Source organism: Streptomyces sp. Y7, from assembly GCF_043195415.1.
In the GTDB taxonomy this organism is placed as follows: Bacteria; Actinomycetota; Actinomycetes; order Streptomycetales; family Streptomycetaceae; genus Streptomyces.
Window position 1 is genome coordinate 123,807 of record NZ_JBIDDQ010000004.1, and the last position, 17,329, is coordinate 141,135.

15 protein-coding genes are annotated in these 17,329 nt (G+C 72.6%); 4 read left to right on the forward strand and 11 right to left on the reverse strand.

The window, feature by feature from the left end:
• Positions 1-75: 75 nt before the first annotated feature.
• The 4 genes from ACGFW6_RS14065 to lipB form a co-directional block, all read right to left on the reverse strand.
• Positions 76-777 carry a DUF4191 domain-containing protein gene (locus tag ACGFW6_RS14065; RefSeq protein WP_393508035.1) on the reverse strand — a complete coding sequence of 234 codons (702 nt, stop codon included), beginning with the start codon at positions 775-777 and terminating at the stop codon, positions 76-78.
• Positions 778-824: 47 nt separating this feature from the next.
• Positions 825-1,025 (reverse strand): hypothetical protein, encoded by a 201-nt coding sequence (locus ACGFW6_RS14070; protein WP_107906968.1) that lies wholly within the window; start codon positions 1,023-1,025, stop codon positions 825-827.
• 256 nt (positions 1,026-1,281) lie between these two features.
• The gene (lipA, locus tag ACGFW6_RS14075; RefSeq protein ID WP_393508037.1) at positions 1,282-2,247 is read right to left on the reverse strand and encodes a lipoyl synthase; all 966 of its coding nucleotides are present in this window, start codon (positions 2,245-2,247) and stop codon (positions 1,282-1,284) included.
• A 94-nt stretch (positions 2,248-2,341) separates the two neighbouring features.
• Positions 2,342-3,142 carry a lipoyl(octanoyl) transferase LipB gene (lipB, locus tag ACGFW6_RS14080; RefSeq protein ID WP_393508039.1) on the reverse strand — a complete coding sequence of 267 codons (801 nt, stop codon included), beginning with the start codon at positions 3,140-3,142 and terminating at the stop codon, positions 2,342-2,344.
• 281 nt (positions 3,143-3,423) lie between these two features.
• Here lipB and ACGFW6_RS14085 point away from each other — a divergent pair, with 281 nt between their 5' ends.
• On the forward strand, positions 3,424-4,863 hold the full coding sequence (locus tag ACGFW6_RS14085) for a regulator (RefSeq protein ID WP_393508041.1): 1,440 nt from the start codon (positions 3,424-3,426) through the stop codon (positions 4,861-4,863).
• Positions 4,864-4,969: 106 nt separating this feature from the next.
• Here the strand turns inward: ACGFW6_RS14085 and ACGFW6_RS14090 are convergent, their stop codons facing one another.
• Both ACGFW6_RS14090 and ACGFW6_RS14095 read right to left on the reverse strand, forming a co-directional pair.
• Positions 4,970-6,352 carry an NAD(P)/FAD-dependent oxidoreductase gene (locus tag ACGFW6_RS14090; protein WP_393508043.1) on the reverse strand — a complete coding sequence of 461 codons (1,383 nt, stop codon included), beginning with the start codon at positions 6,350-6,352 and terminating at the stop codon, positions 4,970-4,972.
• A gap of 160 nt (positions 6,353-6,512) precedes the next feature.
• Positions 6,513-7,418 (reverse strand): TIGR01777 family oxidoreductase, encoded by a 906-nt coding sequence (locus tag ACGFW6_RS14095; RefSeq protein ID WP_393508045.1) that lies wholly within the window; start codon positions 7,416-7,418, stop codon positions 6,513-6,515.
• Between the two features lie 70 nt (positions 7,419-7,488).
• On the opposite strand from ACGFW6_RS14095, the gene ACGFW6_RS14100 reads away from it, so the two are divergent.
• Entirely contained in the window at positions 7,489-7,989 is a 501-nt protein-coding gene (locus ACGFW6_RS14100; RefSeq protein ID WP_393508047.1) for a GNAT family N-acetyltransferase, read from the forward strand.
• Between the two features lie 51 nt (positions 7,990-8,040).
• On the opposite strand, the gene ACGFW6_RS14105 is transcribed toward ACGFW6_RS14100, so the two are convergent.
• Positions 8,041-9,225 (reverse strand): MarP family serine protease, encoded by a 1,185-nt coding sequence (locus tag ACGFW6_RS14105; RefSeq protein ID WP_393508049.1) that lies wholly within the window; start codon positions 9,223-9,225, stop codon positions 8,041-8,043.
• A gap of 1,153 nt (positions 9,226-10,378) precedes the next feature.
• On the opposite strand from ACGFW6_RS14105, the gene ACGFW6_RS14110 reads away from it, so the two are divergent.
• Positions 10,379-11,122: a peptidoglycan recognition protein gene (locus tag ACGFW6_RS14110; protein ID WP_393508800.1), complete on the forward strand. Its 744-nt coding sequence runs from the start codon at positions 10,379-10,381 to the stop codon at positions 11,120-11,122.
• Positions 11,123-11,146: 24 nt separating this feature from the next.
• Here the strand turns inward: ACGFW6_RS14110 and ACGFW6_RS14115 are convergent, their stop codons facing one another.
• Positions 11,147-12,286 (reverse strand): lipid II:glycine glycyltransferase FemX, encoded by a 1,140-nt coding sequence (locus ACGFW6_RS14115; RefSeq protein ID WP_393508051.1) that lies wholly within the window; start codon positions 12,284-12,286, stop codon positions 11,147-11,149.
• Positions 12,287-12,492: 206 nt separating this feature from the next.
• Between ACGFW6_RS14115 and ACGFW6_RS14120 the strand changes: the two genes are divergently transcribed.
• A complete protein-coding gene (locus ACGFW6_RS14120; RefSeq protein ID WP_393508053.1) occupies positions 12,493-12,696 on the forward strand; it encodes a hypothetical protein in 204 nt (67 codons plus the stop codon).
• 10 nt (positions 12,697-12,706) lie between these two features.
• Here ACGFW6_RS14120 and ACGFW6_RS14125 read toward each other — a convergent pair whose 3' ends face one another.
• The 3 genes from ACGFW6_RS14125 to aceE all read right to left on the reverse strand — a co-directional run bounded on the left by ACGFW6_RS14125 (position 12,707) and on the right by aceE (position 17,175).
• The gene (locus ACGFW6_RS14125) at positions 12,707-13,225 is read right to left on the reverse strand and encodes a DUF4240 domain-containing protein (RefSeq protein ID WP_393508803.1); all 519 of its coding nucleotides are present in this window, start codon (positions 13,223-13,225) and stop codon (positions 12,707-12,709) included.
• Positions 13,226-13,312: 87 nt separating this feature from the next.
• Complete coding sequence (locus tag ACGFW6_RS14130) at positions 13,313-14,296, reverse strand: helix-turn-helix transcriptional regulator (protein WP_393508055.1); 984 nt, start codon at positions 14,294-14,296, stop codon at positions 13,313-13,315.
• Between the two features lie 176 nt (positions 14,297-14,472).
• A complete protein-coding gene (gene aceE, locus ACGFW6_RS14135; protein ID WP_393508057.1) occupies positions 14,473-17,175 on the reverse strand; it encodes a pyruvate dehydrogenase (acetyl-transferring), homodimeric type in 2,703 nt (900 codons plus the stop codon).
• Positions 17,176-17,329: the final 154 nt, after the last annotated feature.

Sequence of the window (17,329 nt, forward strand, 5' to 3'; positions counted from 1 at the left end):
GCGGTACGACGAAGGGGGCGCCCGGTGTGAACCGGGCGCCCCCTTTCTCGTACGGGGTGATCAACTACGGGATGATCAACGGGCCTTCGGCCCGCCCTTCGGCAGCTTCATGCCCTTGGGCATGGGGCCCTTCGGCAACGGCATGTTGCTCATCAGGTCGCCCATGGCCTTGAGCCGGTCGTTGGTGGCGGTCACCTGGGGGCCGGTCAGCACGCGCGGCAGCTTCAGCATCGTGGTCCGCAGCTTCTTCAGCTCGACCTGGCCCTCGCCCGTGCCCACGATCAGGTCGTGCACCGGCACGTCCGCCACGATGCGGTTCATCTTCCGCTTCTCGGCGGCCAGCAGGGTCTTCACCCGGTTCGGGTTGCCCTCCGCGACCAGCACGATGCCGGCCTTGCCGACGGCCCGGTGGACCACGTCCTGGCTGCGGTTCATCGCCACCGCGGGGGTCGTCGACCAGCCCCGGCCGATGTTGTCCAGCACGGCCGCTGCTGCGCCCGGCTGGCCCTCCATCTGACCGAATGCGGCCCGCTCGGCCCGGCGCCCGAACACGATCGCCGTCGCGAGGAAGGCGAGCAGCAGGCCCAGGATGCCGAGATAGATGGGGTGACCGATCAAGAAACCGATCGCGAGGAAGACACCGAAGGTGACGATTCCGACAGCCGCGAGTACAAGACCGATCTTCTTGTCGGCCTTGCGGGTCATCTTGTAGGTCAGAGCGATCTGCTTGAGTCGCCCGGGGTTCGCAGCGTCCGCTGCCGTGTCCTTCCTCGCCATGCCACGAAGTCTACGTGGCCGCACAAGCGCCTTCGACGGCAGCGCCCTCAGAGGCGGGGAGCGGGGGTCTGCTCGAGGACGCGCTCGGCCTCCACGCGGTCCTTCGCGCGGCGGCGGTCCTCCAGGACGGAGGTCCAGGCGTTGCGGCGGGCGGTGCGCTGGCCGCTGCTCATCAGCAGCGACTCGACGGCACGCAGTGCAGTGGTGAACGACGGGATTGCGGTGGCGCGAACCGGCGCGGCCTGCATGGTGGAGGTCCCCCCTCGGGATGGTGGCTTCGGTGAGCGGTGCACGGGGTGTACAACCAGGGTCACTGATTGGTGTTACCAGGGCGTGACCGACCGGTCAAACACCAATGAAGCCTTAATGCGCCGTCCGAAAAACTTGACGCGGCCCTGATGAGGCCCCTATCTGCGGGGACGTCCAGGACCGCGTCGATCGGCCTCCGCCGACGGTCAGGTGCTTGTGCGCAGATTCACATGCGCCGAGTGGCACTCCGTGCCATCAGACGGCCTGGGAGGCGATGTACGCACCACGCTTCTCGACGGCCATCTGGTACAGCCGGCCGGCGCGGTAGGAGGACCGGACCAGCGGGCCGGACATCACACCGGAGAAGCCGATCTGCTCGGCCTCGTCCTTCAGCTCCACGAACTCGTGCGGCTTGACCCAGCGCTCCACGGGGTGGTGGCGCACGCTCGGGCGCAGGTACTGCGTGATGGTCACGAGCTCGCAGCCGGCGTCGTGCAGCTGCCGCAGCGCGTCGCTGACCTCCTCGCGGGTCTCGCCCATGCCGAGGATCAGGTTCGACTTGGTGACCAGGCCGTAGTCGCGGGCCTCGGTGATGACCTTCAGGGAGCGCTCGTAGCGGAAGCCCGGGCGGATGCGCTTGAAGATCCGCGGCACCGTCTCGACGTTGTGCGCGAAGACCTCGGGGCGCGAGGAGAAGACCTCGGCGAGCTGCTCGGGCACCGCGTTGAAGTCCGGGGCGAGCAGTTCGACCTTGGTGCGGCCGCCCTCGCGGCCGGCGGTCTGCGCGTGGATCTGGCGCACGGTCTCGGCGTACAGCCAGGCGCCGCCGTCCTCCAGGTCGTCGCGGGCGACGCCGGTGATGGTGGCGTAGTTCAGGTCCATGGTGACCACGGACTCGCCGACGCGGCGGGGCTCGTCGCGGTCGAGGGCCTCGGGCTTGCCGGTGTCGATCTGGCAGAAGTCGCAGCGCCGGGTGCACTGGTCGCCACCGATGAGGAAGGTCGCCTCGCGGTCCTCCCAGCACTCGTAGATGTTCGGGCAGCCGGCTTCCTGGCAGACCGTGTGCAGGCCCTCGCTCTTCACGAGGTTCTGCATCTTCGTGTACTCGGGACCCATTTTCGCCCGGGTCTTGATCCACTCGGGCTTGCGCTCGATGGGGGTCTGGCTGTTGCGGACCTCCAGGCGCAGCATCTTGCGTCCGTCGGGTGCGACTGCGGACACGACCGGCTCCCTAGCGATTGATTCTTCGGCGTCCTCAAGGGTACGCCCGTGGATTTGAATGCCTGCGTGGGTGTCAGCCCCTCCACGGGCTCGTTTATGCCGCCGGTTCCCTCTCGACCACCCGCGGCTTCAGCTCGGCGTTCTCCAGTACGTCCGTCAGGTGCCGCTCGATGACCGGCAGCACCTCGTCGATGGTGACGTCCCGGCCGAGCTCGGTGGCCAGCGAGGCGACGCCCGCGTCCCGGATCCCGCACGGGATGATCCGGTCGAACCACTTGTTGTCCGGGTTCACGTTCAGCGCGAAGCCGTGCATGGTCACGCCCTTGGCGACCCGGATCCCGATCGCCGCGATCTTGCGGTCCTCGCGGCGCTGGCCGGCGTTGGAGGGCGCGTACTCGGGCCCGTTCAGACGGGGGTCGAACTCCTCGTCGGTGAGGCGGGGGTCGAAGTCCAGGGCGAGGCCGCCGAGCGCGGGGCGCTGCTCCACCGGGTCGCCGAGCACCCACACGCCGCTGCGGCCCTCGATCCGGGTGGTCTCCAGGCCGAACTCCGCGCAGGTGCGGATCAGGGCCTCCTCCAGCCGCCGTACGTGTGCCACGACGTCCACCGGGCGGGGCAGCTTCTGGATCGGGTAGCCGACGAGCTGGCCCGGGCCGTGCCAGGTGATCTTGCCGCCGCGGTCCACGTCGATGACCGGCGTGCCGTCCAGCGGCCGCTCGTTGTCCGCCGTGCGCCGGCCCGCCGTGTAGACCGGCGGGTGTTCGAGCAGCAGCACCGTGTCGGGGATCTCGTCCTCGAAGCGCGCCGCGTGCACCCGGCGCTGCTCGTCCCACGCCTGCTGGTACTCGACCGCCTCCGCGCCGAATCCCATGCGGACGAACCGCAACTCACTCACGGCAAGCGCCTCCCTGGAAGAGCCCAGAACGTCGTAAGGCACGAAGCGTGCCTACGCCACTGTACGACCGGCCTGTTCGAGTGCGATCCCGCGGCCCGCGTCAGCCCGGTGGGGCAATCCTCACACGATCGGATGAATGGGCGCCGAAATGTGCGATCGGCTGCTTACTCTCCGCTACATTCGCGCCGTTCGAGAGGCCAAAATGGCAGCTCACCGGCAATCCGGGCACTCGGCGGCCAGATGGCCCCGCCAGGCCCGAAAGGCAGGAGACCGCACCGCAGATGACGGAACGACCCGCGCAGCGCACTCCCAACCGCCAGCTCGCCGCGCTCATCGCAGAAGCGGGATTCTCCAACGCGGGTCTCGCCCGCCGGGTGGACCAGCTCGGACTCGAACACGGGCTTGATCTGAGATACGACAAGACATCGGTCACCCGCTGGCTGCGCGGGCAGCAGCCGCGCGGCACGACCCCGGCCCTGATCGCCGAGGTCTTCACCCGGCGCCTGGGCCGCCGGCTCACCGCCCAGGACCTGGGCCTCGACGCGTGCGCGCCCGTGTACGCGGGTCTGGAGTTCGCCGCGACCCCCGAGGAGGCCGTCGACATCGTCAGCGGCCTGTGGCGCAAGGACTCCGGCAGCCACGCCGAACTGCGCAAGATCGCCTTCACCCCGGCCGGGCTCGTCGTGCCCAGCCGGGACTGGCTGATCGGCCGCGCCGACGAGAAGGTCGCCCGCGGCGAGCCGCTCGCCCGCATCCCCGCCCAGGCCAGGCCCGGCGTCGTGCCCCGCCAGCGCAACCAGGCCGAGCGCGGCCCCGGGCAGAAGGTCACCGGCGGTGACATCGCCGCCCTGCGCTCGGTCGGCGAGCTGTTCCGCTCCCTCGACGACATGTACGGCGGCGGCCATGCCCGGCAGGCACTGGTGCGCTACCTGGAGCACGAGTGCGAGCCGATGCTGCGCGGCACCTACGGCGAGCAGACCGGGCGGCGCCTGTTCGCGGCCGCCGCGGACCTGACCCGGCTCGCGGGCTGGACGTCGTACGACATCGCGGCGCACGGGCTGGCGCAGCGCTACTTCGTGCAGTCGCTGCGGCTCGCGCAGGCCGCCGGCGACCGTCCCTACGGCTCCTACGTCCTCGTCACCATGAGCCGCCAGGCCGTCTACCTCGGGCACGGCCGGGAGGCCGTCCAGCTGGCGCGGGTGGCCCAGCAGGGCGTGGGCACGAGCGCGCCGCCGGTCGTCCAGGCGCTGCTGCACGCGTGCGAGGCGCGCGGGCACGGCGTCCTGGGCGAGGTGCGCGCCTGCACCGCCTCGCTGGTCCGCGCCGAGCGTTCCCTGGAGACGGCCCGGCCCGGCGACGACGTCCCGTACTGGGCCCGGTTCTTCGACGAGGCGCAGCTCGCCGACGAGTTCGGGCACTGCCACCGGGACCTGCAGCAGTTCCGTGCGGCGGCCCAGCACGCCGAGCGGTCCCTGCAACTGCGCGCACCCGCCTACGCCCGCAGCCGGCTGTTCAGCCGGGTCGTCCTCGCCTCCGCCCGCCTCGGGCTCGGTGAGCTGGACCAGGCCTGTGCGCTCGGGGCGGAGGCGGCGGGCGCTGCCGCGGAGATGCGGTCCGTACGGGCCGTGGAGTACGTGCGGGACTTCGAGCGGAGGCTGGAGCCGTATCGGGATGCGGCGCCGGTGCGGGGGTATCGCGACAAGGTCGCCGCGTTGTTGTAGGGGGCCCGCCGTGACTCCGGCCGGTTGACTGGCCGTGTGCGGGTTGCGTCGTGGCTTGTCGCGCAGTTCCCCGCGCCCCTGAGGGGGCGCGGGGAACCCTGCGGTGTCATGCCGCTGCGCGTAACGGCTCCGCGCGGTGCAGGGAACCGGCCGAACCCAGGTCCGTCAGGATGGCTGCCGCCGCCCTGTGGGCCGAGTGGAGGGCGCCCTGGACCGTGCTGGTGTCGCGGTGGTCGCCGCAGACGTACAGCCCGGCCAGGAGGCGCACCGGCCGGCGCAGGTCGTGCGGTGGGCGCATCGCCGGGACGGCTTCCGGCGTGTGGTGCACCGCGAGCGTCTCCCAGCGTGCCGTGGAGGTGCCGTAGAGACGGGCGAGGTGCATCCGCACGGCCGTGTCGATGTCGGGCGGCGGGGTGCCCAGGACCGTCGAGGAGATGAGGGCCCGGCCCGCCGGTGCGCGGGTCGGGTCGACCTGGCTGATCAGCGCCGTGTGCGAGACCGGGCCGCCGCGGTCGGCGTCCAGGAGCAGGGAGGCGCCGGTCGCCGGCGGCTCGTCGGTGGTGTGGTGGACGACGGTGACCGGGTGGAAGTCGGGTACGCGCAGACCCGGCAGCAGCTCGGCGGCGGTCCGCGCGTCCGTCGCCAGCAGCACGGCCCGGCACCGTATCTCGCCGTGCTCGGCGGTGGTCACGGACGTCGTCGCGACGGACGTCACCCGCACCCCGGTGTGCACCGTGCCCGGCGGCAGCGCGCGTGCCAGGAGCTCCGGCAGCGCCTCGGCACCGCCCTCGGGCACGCACAGGCGTCCGCTCGCGAAGGAGCGCAGCGCCAGATCGGCGCACCGGCTGGACGTCGTCAGCTCGGGGTCGCACAGCAGCGCGGCCAGCAGCGGCCGCAGGAAGCCGTCGACGGTCCGTGCCGGCACCCCTCGTTCCGCGAGCGCCCGTGAGGCCGGCAACTCCGGCCGGGCCAGCAGCCGTTCTACGGGGGAGGAGGCGAGCCGGGCGAGCGCGGCACCCAGCCGGGCCTGGTCGACGGCGCTGCCCAGGGGAGCGCCCGCCCGCACCCTCGGTATGGCGCTCGGGCCCGCGCCGCCCCGCGCGGCCCCGGTCCGAGGGGCGCTTGCCAGGGCGCGCACCGCGTGCAATGCGCCCCTCGCGCGCCGTGCGCCCAACGCGCTCGGTACCGCGCCCGCGCGCTGCCGGCGTCCGTCGCTGTGCAGCAGCACGCCCGGGGTGAACGGGCGCAGCGCGAGTGCGTCGAGACCTGGGGTCAGACGTAGTTCCGGATACGACGTCGACAACAGTTGCCCGATCCGGTCGAGTCGGAACCCGTCGACCTTCTCGGTCGACATGCGGCCGCCCGGGTAAGGGGCGGCCTCCAGGACTGCGGTCGTTACTCCTGCGCTGGTCAGCCGATGCGCCGCGGAGAGTCCGGCGACCCCGGCTCCCACGATGACGACGTCCGCCTGGTACGCGGGCTCAAGCACGTGCCCCTCCTCGAGGTTGCGCGGCCGGTGGAGACGTCATGCCCCCAACAGGCTCCGGGGATACCCGAGTTCGGGACGAGGTTAGGTCTGTGATCGGTCAGGAACAGTCGCGCATCGACAGAGCACGGTCGCACAGTGGTCGCATACGGAGGCCGGCCTGTTACCCCGCGGCCGCCCGGATCGCCCCCTCGATCTCCGGGAAGGCGAAGGTGAACCCCGACTCCAGCAGCCGCTTCGGCAGCACCCGCTGACTGCCCAGCACATCGCCCGCCATCTCGCCGAGCACCGTCCGCAGCACCTGCGCGGGGACCGGGAACAGGGTCGGCCGGCGCAGCACCCGGCCCATGGCCTCGGTGATCTCACGGTTCGTCACCGGCTGCGGCGCGGTCACGTTGAACGGCCCCGACAGCCCGTCGGTGTCGATCAGATGCCGGATCGCGGCCACCTCGTCGTGCAGCGCGACGAACGACCAGTACTGCCGCCCGTCGCCCATCCGCCCGCCGAGCCCCGCCTTGAACAACGGGAACAGCCGTCCCCAGGCGCCGCCCTCACGGGCCACCACCAGCCCCGTGCGCGGGAACACCGTCCGTACGCCCGCCTCCTGGGCCGGGGCCGCCGCGCCCTCCCAGTCGACGACCAGCGAGGGCAGGAAGCCCTCCCCGGCCGGGGCGCTCTCGTCGACGGCGCGCTCACCGGTCTCGCCGTAGTAGCCGATCGCGCTGCCGTTGACGAAGACCCGCGGCCGCTCCTCGGGCTTCAGCGAGGCGATGGCCTGCGCCAGTGCCGCGGTGCCCCGCACCCGGCCGGAGCGGAGCGTCGCCTTGTACTCCTCGGTCCAGCGCCGCGAGCCCACGTTCGCCCCGGCCAGATTGACGACCGCGGCGCACCCGGCGAGCCCCGCCGCGTCCACCGAGCCGTTCTCCGGATCCCAGCGCACCTCGTCCCGGGAACCGGGCGCCCGGCGCACGAGCCGCACGACCTCATGTCCGTCGGCCGTCAGGGAGCGCACGAGGGCCCCGCCGATGAGGCCGGAGGAGCCCGCCACCGCGATTCTTGAAAGTTCCATGACCTCATCCTGCCTCTGACCACATAAAACCCGGATCGGGTTCGCGCCACCGGGACTTAGGGTGGCGCTCATGCACGAGCACCACCAGCCGCCGTACATACGCATCGCGCTGCCGGACGACGAGGAGGAGCTGTCCCTCCTCGACCGTCGCACGTGGTCGACCCTGCACGCGGTCACGCCGCGCCCGCAGCCGCCCCACGCGCCGTTCTTCGACGGGCGCCACACCCCCGGCGACCATCTCGTCGCCGAACTCGACCGCCGCATCGTCGGATACGTCCGCCTCGGCTTTCCCACTCCGCTCGCCTCAAACGCCCATGTGCGCCAGATCCAGGGCCTCGCCGTCGCCGACGAGGCACGCGGGCACGGAGTCGGCCGGGCACTGATCCGCGCGGTCGTCGAGGAGGCCCGCCGCAGGGGCGCACGCCGGCTCAGCCTGCGCGTCCTCGGCCACAACACGCCGGCGCGCAAGCTGTACGAGTCCGAGGGGTTCGTGGTGGAAGGCGTGCTGCCCGAGGAGTTCTTCCTGGACGGCCGCTACGTGGACGACGTGATCATGGGCCAGACGCTGTGACGGCGGGCCGTCGGCTGATCCCGCTCGCGCGCCGCCGGCTTCGGGGCGGGCTCAGGAAGTGACGAGCTCGCCCGTGTCCACCGGTTCGGTCGCGTTCGCCGCGCGGCGGGCGTCGGAGGCGACCTCGGCCGCGGTCAGGACGTAGCCGGTCTCGTCGTCGGAGGTGGAGCGGGCGAAGACCACGCCGAACACCTTGCCGTCGGTGGTCAGCAGCGGGCCGCCGGAGTTGCCGGGGCGGACGGTGGAGCGGATCGAGTAGATCTCGCGGGTGACGGTGTCGTCGTTGTAGATGTTCTGGCCCGTCGCCTGCACGCGGTTGGCGACCGTCGCCGCCTGGAGGTTCAGGTCGCCGTCCTCCGGGTAGCCCGCCACGACCGCCGAGTCGCCACGGGTGGCCTCGTCGTCGAACCGCAGGACGGGGGCGCGCAGTTCGGGGACGTACAGCACGGCCACGTCCCGCTCCGGGTCGAACAGCACCACCCGTGACGCGTACGACCGTCCGACGCCCCCGACACGGACGCTCGGCTCGTCGATGCCGGCCACCACGTGGGCGTTGGTCATCACGTGCTGCGGGGCGTACACGAAGCCGCTGCCCTCGCGGCCCTGGGTGCCCGAGGAGCCCTCGATCTTGACGGTGCTGAGCTTGGCGGCGCTCGTCGCGGCGGCCGTGACGCTGTCGCCGGTGGGCTTGGCGACCTCGGCCGTCGACTCGTTCTCGAACGGGTTGAAGACCTGCGGGAAGCCCGCCTCGGTGAGCGCGGAGGTGGCCCGCGAGAACCAGGCCGGTGTCGTGTCCGGCATGGCGTCCTGGACGGTGCCGAGCAGGCGCGAGTCACGGATCGCCGAGGTCAGCAGCGGCGACGAGGAGGCGGCGAGGACGCTGGCCGCGACCCAGGCCACGATCAGCACGGCCACCGAGTTCGCCACGGCGCCGCCGACGCCGTCGGCCACCCTGAGCGGCCCGCGGTCCAGCTCCCGGCGCAGCCGCAGGGCCAGCCGGCCGGCCAGCTCGTGCACCACCACGGCCGGGACCAGCACCGTGAGCACGGCGGTCACGGTGGCCTCTGTCGTCCCCGGTGTGACCAGGTCCATCATCCACGGCAGGATCCATACGCCGATCACCGCGCCGCCCACGAAACCGGCGAGCGAGACGCAGCCGGCGACCAGGCCGCGGCGGTAGCCGGACGCCGCGTAGGCCAGGATCACCAGCAACAGCAGGATGTCGAGCAGGTCCACAGAGCCGCCTTTCCCTAGGACCTCTTAGTACGCGCGGAAAGCCCCTGTTGATCAGCGCACACGCGGGCGCCGCCCGGAACCGGCCACGCCGCGTGCACCTGGAGAAACGCCCCGGACCGGGACGTTGGTTCCACGGGGTGTCACACCACACATCGCGGGCGGACCGGATCCGTCGGACAGTAGGTTCATGCGTGTCTTCCGACGGGTCACCCGAAGGGTCTTCCGGCGCACACGGGGGAGACGAAGACCTCGCGCCGTACGAATACCGTGGGCTGCGCGGATACCGGGCCTGGGGCGCCCCGCGCAGACAGCCTCCGACGTGTCCCGGGCACCTGCGCGGGACGTGGCCCCCGGGGCCGCGCGCGACGCCGGGACGGAGCGGACGGCGCCGGGTGCAAGGGCGCCCGGGGCCGAGCGGGAGCGGCCGGAACCGCAGGACCGCTTCGTCCTGCGGGACACCCCGACACGGCCCGCCGCGCCGCAGCGGCCGACCGGGCCTCCACAGCGCACCGGCCCGGCCCGGGCGGTTCCGCAGTCACGGCCGCTGGGGTCGGATGACGCGGCTCCGCAGTCACCGCCCCCGGGGCCGGATCGGCCGGCCACGGAGTCCGAGCTTCTCGGGCCGGTCCGGTCGGCCCCGGAGACAGAGCCTCTCCGGCCGGTTCGGCCGGGCCCCCGGACAACGCCCGCCGCGCCGGAGCAGCCGGCCCCGCAGGCGCAGTCCTTCGTGCCGGACCGTTCGGCCGGGCAGAACCAGACCGCCGCGGTCCCACAGGATCGGTCCGCAGTTCCACAGGATCGGTCCGCGGTCCCGCAGGATCGGTCCGCAGTTCCGCAGGATCGGTCCGCGGTCCCGCAGGGTTCGTCCGCCGTCCCGCGGGAGCGGCCCTCCGCGACCCCGGCCGATGCCGGGCGGCGGGCGCGGCGGCGGGTGCTGCGCCGGGGTGGGGAGGCCCCGGAGGAGAGGGTGGCCGGGCGGGGCGAGGGAGCGGCGGTCGCCGGGGAGTCGGCCCGTGCTCGGCGCCGGGAGTCGGCGCGTGCTCGGCGTCGGGTGCGGGCCCAGCGGTGGGACCGGATCCGGCGGCAGGGGCGAGCCGGGGCCGAGGGCCGGGCGGGGTGGTGGCGGGGCGTCGACCGGGCCCGCATCTCCGGTGTGCTCGTCGTGCTGCTCGCCTGCGTGCCCGGGCTCGCCGCCGCGCTGGCCCTGCTGCTGTGCGCCCAGGGCGTCGAGCGGAGTGTCACCGAAGGGGAGCGGCCCGTCGCGGCCCGGCCCGTGGCGGCGTACCACGCGGCCCGGCCGGAGATCGTGCCCCGGTCCGCCTGGCTGGACGACGAGGTCCGGCGCGCCCAGCCGCCGCCGCGCTACGACGACAAGGTCGTCGCCGTCTTCGTCCATCACACCGACTCGCCCAACGGCTACGACTGCGCCGACTCGCCCCGCATCATCCGCTACCTGTACGCGGGCCAGACCGGCTCCCGGGACTGGGACGACATCGGCTACAACTTCCTCGTCGACCGGTGCGGCACGGTCTACGAGGGCCGTGCGGGCGGCGTCGACCGCGCCGTGACCGGCGCCCACACCCAGGGCTTCAACCACCGCACCGCCGGCATCGCCGCCCTCGGCACCTTCACCGCGGGCGTCCCGGTCCCCAAGGCCATGACCGACGCCATCGCGGCGGTCGCCGCGTGGAAGCTGGGGCTCTCCGGGACCGACCCCCGCGCGACGGTGCCGCTGACCTCCAGCAACAGCCTCAGCCGCTACTCCGCCGGCACCACCGCCACCCTCCCGGCCATCGCCGGCCACAACGAGGGCTACATGACGACCTGCCCCGGCGCGGCCCTCAGCGCCCGCCTGCCGGAAATCAGGGAGACGGCCGCCCGGCTCCAGGGCAGATGACGGGCCGCCGGGCCCCCGGCACCCTCACTTGCGCCCCAGGTACATCCCGACCGCCCGCTGCAGCGCCTTCCCCTGGCTGCCCACCGGACGCTCCCACTCCCCGAGGTACTCCACGGCCCGGCCGCCCGCGCCCGTCTTGAACAGCAGCCGCCCGAGCAGCCGGTCCTCGGTCAGGGCCGGCGTGATGGAGCGCAGGTCGTACGTCCGCGCCCCCGCCTGCCGGGCGTCCCCCAGCATCCGCCACAACAGCAGGCTGCTCGGCCGCAGTTCCCGCCCCCGGCGCCCGGATGCGGCATAGGAGTGCCAGACCCGGGAGCCGACGCTGATCATGAGCGCGGCGGACAGCACCTCGCCGTCGTACTCGGCGAGGTAGACCCGCACCCGGTCGCCGTCCACGGCGTTCAGCGCCGCCCACAGGCGCTGGAAGTAGACCAGCGGCCGGGCCCGGAACCCGTCGCGTTCGGCGGTCGCGGTGTACAGCCGGTAGAACTCGGGCAGGTCGGCCGCCGTGCCCCAGGAGACCAGGACCCCCGCCCGCTCGGCGATGCGCAGGGACTGCTCCCAGCGCGGCGCGAGGGCGGACCGCAGCTCGTCCGTCGAGCGGCCCGCCAGCGGCACCTGGCAGCCGTAGCGCGGCTGGCCGAGGCCAAAACCGCGGCCGTTGCCGTCCCCGCACCGCCGCCACCCGAGCCGCCCCAGCCGCTCCGCGAGGTCCAGCGCGTACCCGTCGACGCCGTCCGCGGGCAGGTCGTGCAGATCGCGTACGTCGGGGTCGGCGACGCCCGCCGCGACCGTGTCCGCCTCCCAGTGACGTACGACCAGGGGCGGCCCCATCCGCAGCGAGAACGCCCCGCGCCGCTCCACATGGGCGACCAGGGCGTCCAGCCGGCGGTCCACCCGCGGAGCCTGCCAGTCGATCCCCGGCCCGTCGGGCAGATAGGCCAGGCAGCGCCGGGTGCCGGGCAGCGGGCGGTACAGGACGAGCGCCGACGCGATCAGCACCTCCCCGGCGGGCCCGTCCTCGAACCAGCCGACGCTCTCCGCCCGCCAGTCGGGCTTCACATCGCCCCACTCGGGGATCTGGAGATGGCTCGCGTCGGGATACAGCCGCAGATGGGACAGATGGTCCTCGCGCGTGATCTCCCGTACGTACGGGCTGGTCATGGACTGGATGCTCCTGTTCGGGGCGGCCACCGTAAGCCGCGGATCACGCAACGGGTCAAGAGACGGTGGATGAACCTTCACGTCGCGCCCGGTGACGTGGGTCACCGCGCGGGCGGGTCCTCACAGGTTTCTCGTAGCCGGCTCAGGGATCCCGCCGAGACAGCCTCCCTAGGGTCATGGCCACGCACTGACCGGAGGTGGGGATCATGAGCAGCAGCAACAGCGGGCACGGCGGCAAGCGGGTCTGGACGGTCGTCTGCGCGGTCGCGACCGTCGTCCTGGGGCCGGCCGCCGTCACGGCGTCCGCGCTGGACCAGGCCAACGAGGCGCCGCTGCACCACGCGGTGAAGGCCGATCAGACGCAGGCGTACATCCCCTCGGACCCCGGCCGCAGGCGGGCCGTGGCCTGAGCGCGGCGGCTCAGTCCTTGAACCGCTCCCACAGCCTGGGGAAACGCGTCGCCAGCACGCGCCCGTTCTCGAAGTCCACCGGCGTGCCCTCCGGCTCCGCCGGCGCGGGCGGGATGCCCAGGTCGGGGGCGACCGTGCCGGTGAGCTGTTCGTAGGCCTCGTCCGCGGCGTAGCCGAGCTCCTCGCCGTCGCCGTCGAACTCCTCGTCGAAGTCGTCCAGCAGGTCGGCCAGCGAGTCGGGGTCGTGCACCCCGCCCTCGTACACCTCGCGGCCCTGGCCGATCAGCCAGCACCGGAAGAAGTCGAACGCGTCGTCACTGGCCCCGTCCAGCAGGACCCAGGCGGCGCCCCACAGGTCCCAGGTGTACGCGCGGTTGTAGCGGGCCTCGAAGTGACGGGCGAAGTCGAGCACCGCGTCCGGGTCGAGTTGGAGCAGCCGGTCCACGAGCAGGTCGGCCTGCTCCTCGGGGTCACCCTCGGCGCCCTCACGCGCGCCGTCCACCAGCTCCCAGAACTCCGTCTCGTCCATCACGGGTCAAGCATCGGCCCTGGGCGGGTGGGGCGCACGTGGAGTGTGGCGGATTGTTATGCGGCTACGGCCCCAGGCCGTACCCGTCTACCGCTCCACGCCGTACAGCGCCGCCAGCCGTGTCGCGTCCGCCGCGAAGCGCTCCCGCAGCGTCCGTGGCTCCAGCACCTCGATCTCCGGCCCGAGGGAGGCGAGCTGGGTGTGGGCGACCTCCTCGGACTCCACCGGGAGCGTCAGCGTCACCCAGCCGTCCCCGTCCGGGGCGCCGGCCGCCTCCAGCGCCTGCCGCGCGGACTGCGGATCGACGGTGTACGGCAGCCTGCGCACCCCGCCCGGGGAGACCCGCACCACGACCTCGGCGCGCAGGATGGACCGCGCGAACTGCTCGGCCCGCTCGTCCCAGAATCCCGGCAGGTCGAACTCCTCGTCCCGCTCGAACCGGTCGTCCGCGGCCTCCACGGCCGTGAACCGGTCGATGCGGTACACCCGGTACGCCCCGTGCCCGGCGACCCGGGCGCACAGGTACCAGACCCCCGCCTTCAGCACGAGTCCGTACGGTTCCAGCTCGCGCTCGGCCTCGCCCTCCTCCCGGCGCCGGTACCGGGCCACGATCCGCCGGTCGTCCCACACCGCGTCCGCGACGGCCGGCAGCAGCTCGGGGGTCTTCGGCTCCTTGAACCAGTTCGGGGCGTCGAGGTGGAAGCGCTGGGAGGCCGTACGGGAGGCGTCGCGCAGGGACGGCATCAGCGCGGCGGACACCTTCAGCCGGGCCGCGGACGCGGCGTCCTGAAGCCCCATCTCCCGCAGCGCTCCCGGCACCCCGGAGAGGAACAACGCCTCCGCCTCACTGCGTTCGAGCCCGGTCAGCCGGGTCCGGTACCCGCCGATGAGCCGGTATCCGCCGGCCCGCCCGCGATCCGCGTACACGGGGACCCCGGCCTCGGACAGCGCCTGCGCGTCCCGTGTGACGGTCCGCTCGGACACCTCCAGCTCGCGCGCCAGCTCGGCAGCGGTCATCGAGGGCCGGGACTGCAGAAGCAGCACCATTTTGATCAGGCGGGCAGCACGCATGGGGCCATCATCGTGCGTATTCGGGTGTGGGTGGGGGCCGGTCACGCGGTTCACCGCGCCCCCAAGGAGGGGCGTGCCCGGACGGGCCTGTTCTCAGGGGCGTGGGAACTGCGCGAAAAAAGCCCTCACCGGTCCGCAGTCGACGAACGACCGGGAACCGGTGAGGGCCGCGGGCCTTACAGCCCGTACTTCTCCCGCGCTTCCTTCACGGCGGCCGCCTTGACCTCGCCGCGCTTCGCGAGCTGGGCCAGGGCCGCCACGACGATCGACTCGGCGTCGACGCCGAAGTGGCGACGGGCCGCCTCACGGGTGTCGGAGAGGCCGAAGCCGTCGGCACCGAGCGAGGAGTAGTCCTGCTCGACCCACTGCGCGATCTGGTCCGGGACCTGACGCATGTAGTCGGAGACCGCCAGCACCGGGCCCTCGGCGCCCTGGAGCGCCTGACGGACGTAGGGGACCCGCTCCTCGCCGCGCAGCAGGGCGGCGTCCGCGTCCAGCGCGTCGCGGCGCAGCTCCGTCCAGGACGTCGCCGACCAGACGTCGGCCGCCACGCCCCACTCCTCCGCGAGCAGCTTCTGCGCCCGGAGCGCCCAGTGGATCGCCGTGCCGGAGCCGAGGAGCTGGATACGCGGCGCGTTCGCGACCGGGGACAGGCCCGCCGACTCCGCCGTGTTGAAGCGGTACAGGCCCTTGACGATGCCCTGGTCGACGCCGTCCGCCGCGGGCTTCGCGGGCTGCGGGAGCGGCTCGTTGTAGACGGTCAGGTAGTAGAAGACGTTCGGGTCCTCGCCCGGCGCGGCCTCGCCGTACATCCGGCGCAGACCGTCCTTGACGATCGCCGCGACCTCGTAGGCGAAGGCCGGGTCGTACGTCAGCGCGGCCGGGTTCGTCGCCGCAATCACCGGCGAGTGACCGTCGGCGTGCTGCAGGCCCTCGCCCGTCAGCGTCGTACGGCCCGCGGTGGCGCCGACGAGGAAGCCGCGGCCGAGCTGGTCGCCGAGCTGCCACATCTGGTCGGCCGTGCGCTGCCAGCCGAACATCGAGTAGAAGATGTAGAACGGGATCATCGCCTCGCCGTGCGTCGCGTACGCGGTGGACGCGGCGATGAAGTCGGCCATCGAACCGGCCTCGGTGATCCCCTCGTTGAGGATCTGGCCGTTCTTGGCCTCCTTGTAGTACATCAGCTGGTCGCGGTCGACCGGCTCGTACGTCTGGCCCTTGGGGGAGTAGATCCCGAGGGACGGGAAGAGCGACTCCATACCGAAGGTGCGCGCCTCGTCGGGGACGATCGGCACCCAGCGCCTGCCCGACTCCTTGTCCCGGACCAGGTCCTTGACCAGCCGGACGAAGGCCATGGTGGTGGCCACGTTCTGCGAGCCGGAGCCCTTGTCGAAGGACGCGAACGCCTTCTCGGCCGGAGCCGGCAGCGGGGCCACCGGGTGGACGCGGCGGGCCGGGGCCGGGCCGCCGAGGGCCGCGCGGGTCTCCTGGAGGTAGCGGACCTCGGCGGAGTCGGCGCCCGGGTGGCCGTAGGGGACCTGCCCGTCGACGAACTGGCTGTCCGAGATCGGCAGCTCCAGCAGGTCACGCATCGTCTTGAACTCGTCCACCGTCAGCTTCTTCATCTGGTGGTTGGCGTTCTTCGACGCGAAGCCCTCGCCGAGGGTGTGGCCCTTGACCGTCTGGGCCAGGATCACGGTCGGCGCGCCCTTGAACTCGACGGCGGCCTTGTAGGCGGCGTACACCTTGCGGGCCTCGTGGCCACCGCGGGAGAGGTGGAAGCACTCGAGGATCTTGTCGTCGCTCAGCAGCTTCGCCATCTCGACGAGCGCCGGGTCCTTGCCGAAGAAGTCCTCGCGGATGTAGGCGGCGTCGCGCGTCTGGTACGTCTGCACCTGAGCGTCGGGTACCTCGCGCAGCCGGCGTACCAGCGCGCCGGTGGTGTCGAGCTGGAACAGCTCGTCCCAGGCCGTGCCCCACAGCGTCTTGACGACGTTCCAGCCGGCGCCGCGGAACTGCGCCTCCAGCTCCTGCACGATCTTGAAGTTCGCGCGGACCGGGCCGTCGAGGCGCTGGAGGTTGCAGTTGATGACGAAGGTCAGGTTGTCCAGACCCTCGCGGGAGGCCAGGGCGAGTGCCGCCGTGGACTCCGGCTCGTCCATCTCGCCGTCGCCGAGGAAGGCCCAGACGTGGGAGTTCGAGACGTCCTTGATGCCGCGCGCGGTCAGATAGCGGTTGAAGCGCGCCTGGTAGATCGCCGACAGCGGGCCGAGGCCCATGGAGACCGTCGGGAACTCCCACAGCCAGGGCAGCCGGCGCGGGTGCGGGTACGACGGCAGGCCGTTGCCGCCCGCCTCCTGGCGGAAGTTGTCGAGGTGAGCCTCGGTGAGGCGGCCGTCGAGGAAGGCGCGGGCGTAGATGCCGGGGGAGGCGTGGCCCTGGATGTAGAGCTGGTCGCCCGACCCGTCGGCCTCCTTGCCGCGGAAGAAGTGGTTGAAGCCGGTCTCGTAGAGCCAGGCCGCGGAGGCGAAGGTGGCGATGTGGCCGCCGACGCCGTATTTGGAGCCGCGGGTCACCATCGCGGCCGCGTTCCAGCGGTTCCACGCGGTGATGCGGCGCTCCATCTCCTCGTCACCGGGCGCGGACGGCTCGGCGGCGGTCGGGATGGTGTTGACGTAGTCGGTCTCGAGGAGCTTCGGCAGCGCGATGCCGCCCGCCTCGGCCCGCTCCAGCGTGCGGCGCATCAGGTATGCGGCGCGGTGCGGACCGGCCGCCTGGGCGACCGCGTCCAGCGAGGCCTGCCATTCGGCGGTCTCCTCCGGATCACGGTCGGGGAGCTGGTCGAGCGCGCTCGGCTGGATGGCGTTGGGGTCGGTCATGTCGCCGCCTTCCTCAGTCGAAGGGGGTTCCCTCATCGGTAAGGGTTCGGGGGTGCCCTAGGTCTTTGGCAGGACAGGGCGGAGGGCCTCGGTGCGGTGACACCATGCGGCGTTTGCCGCGTGGCCCGTCGGCGACAATAACTCGCTGATCGAT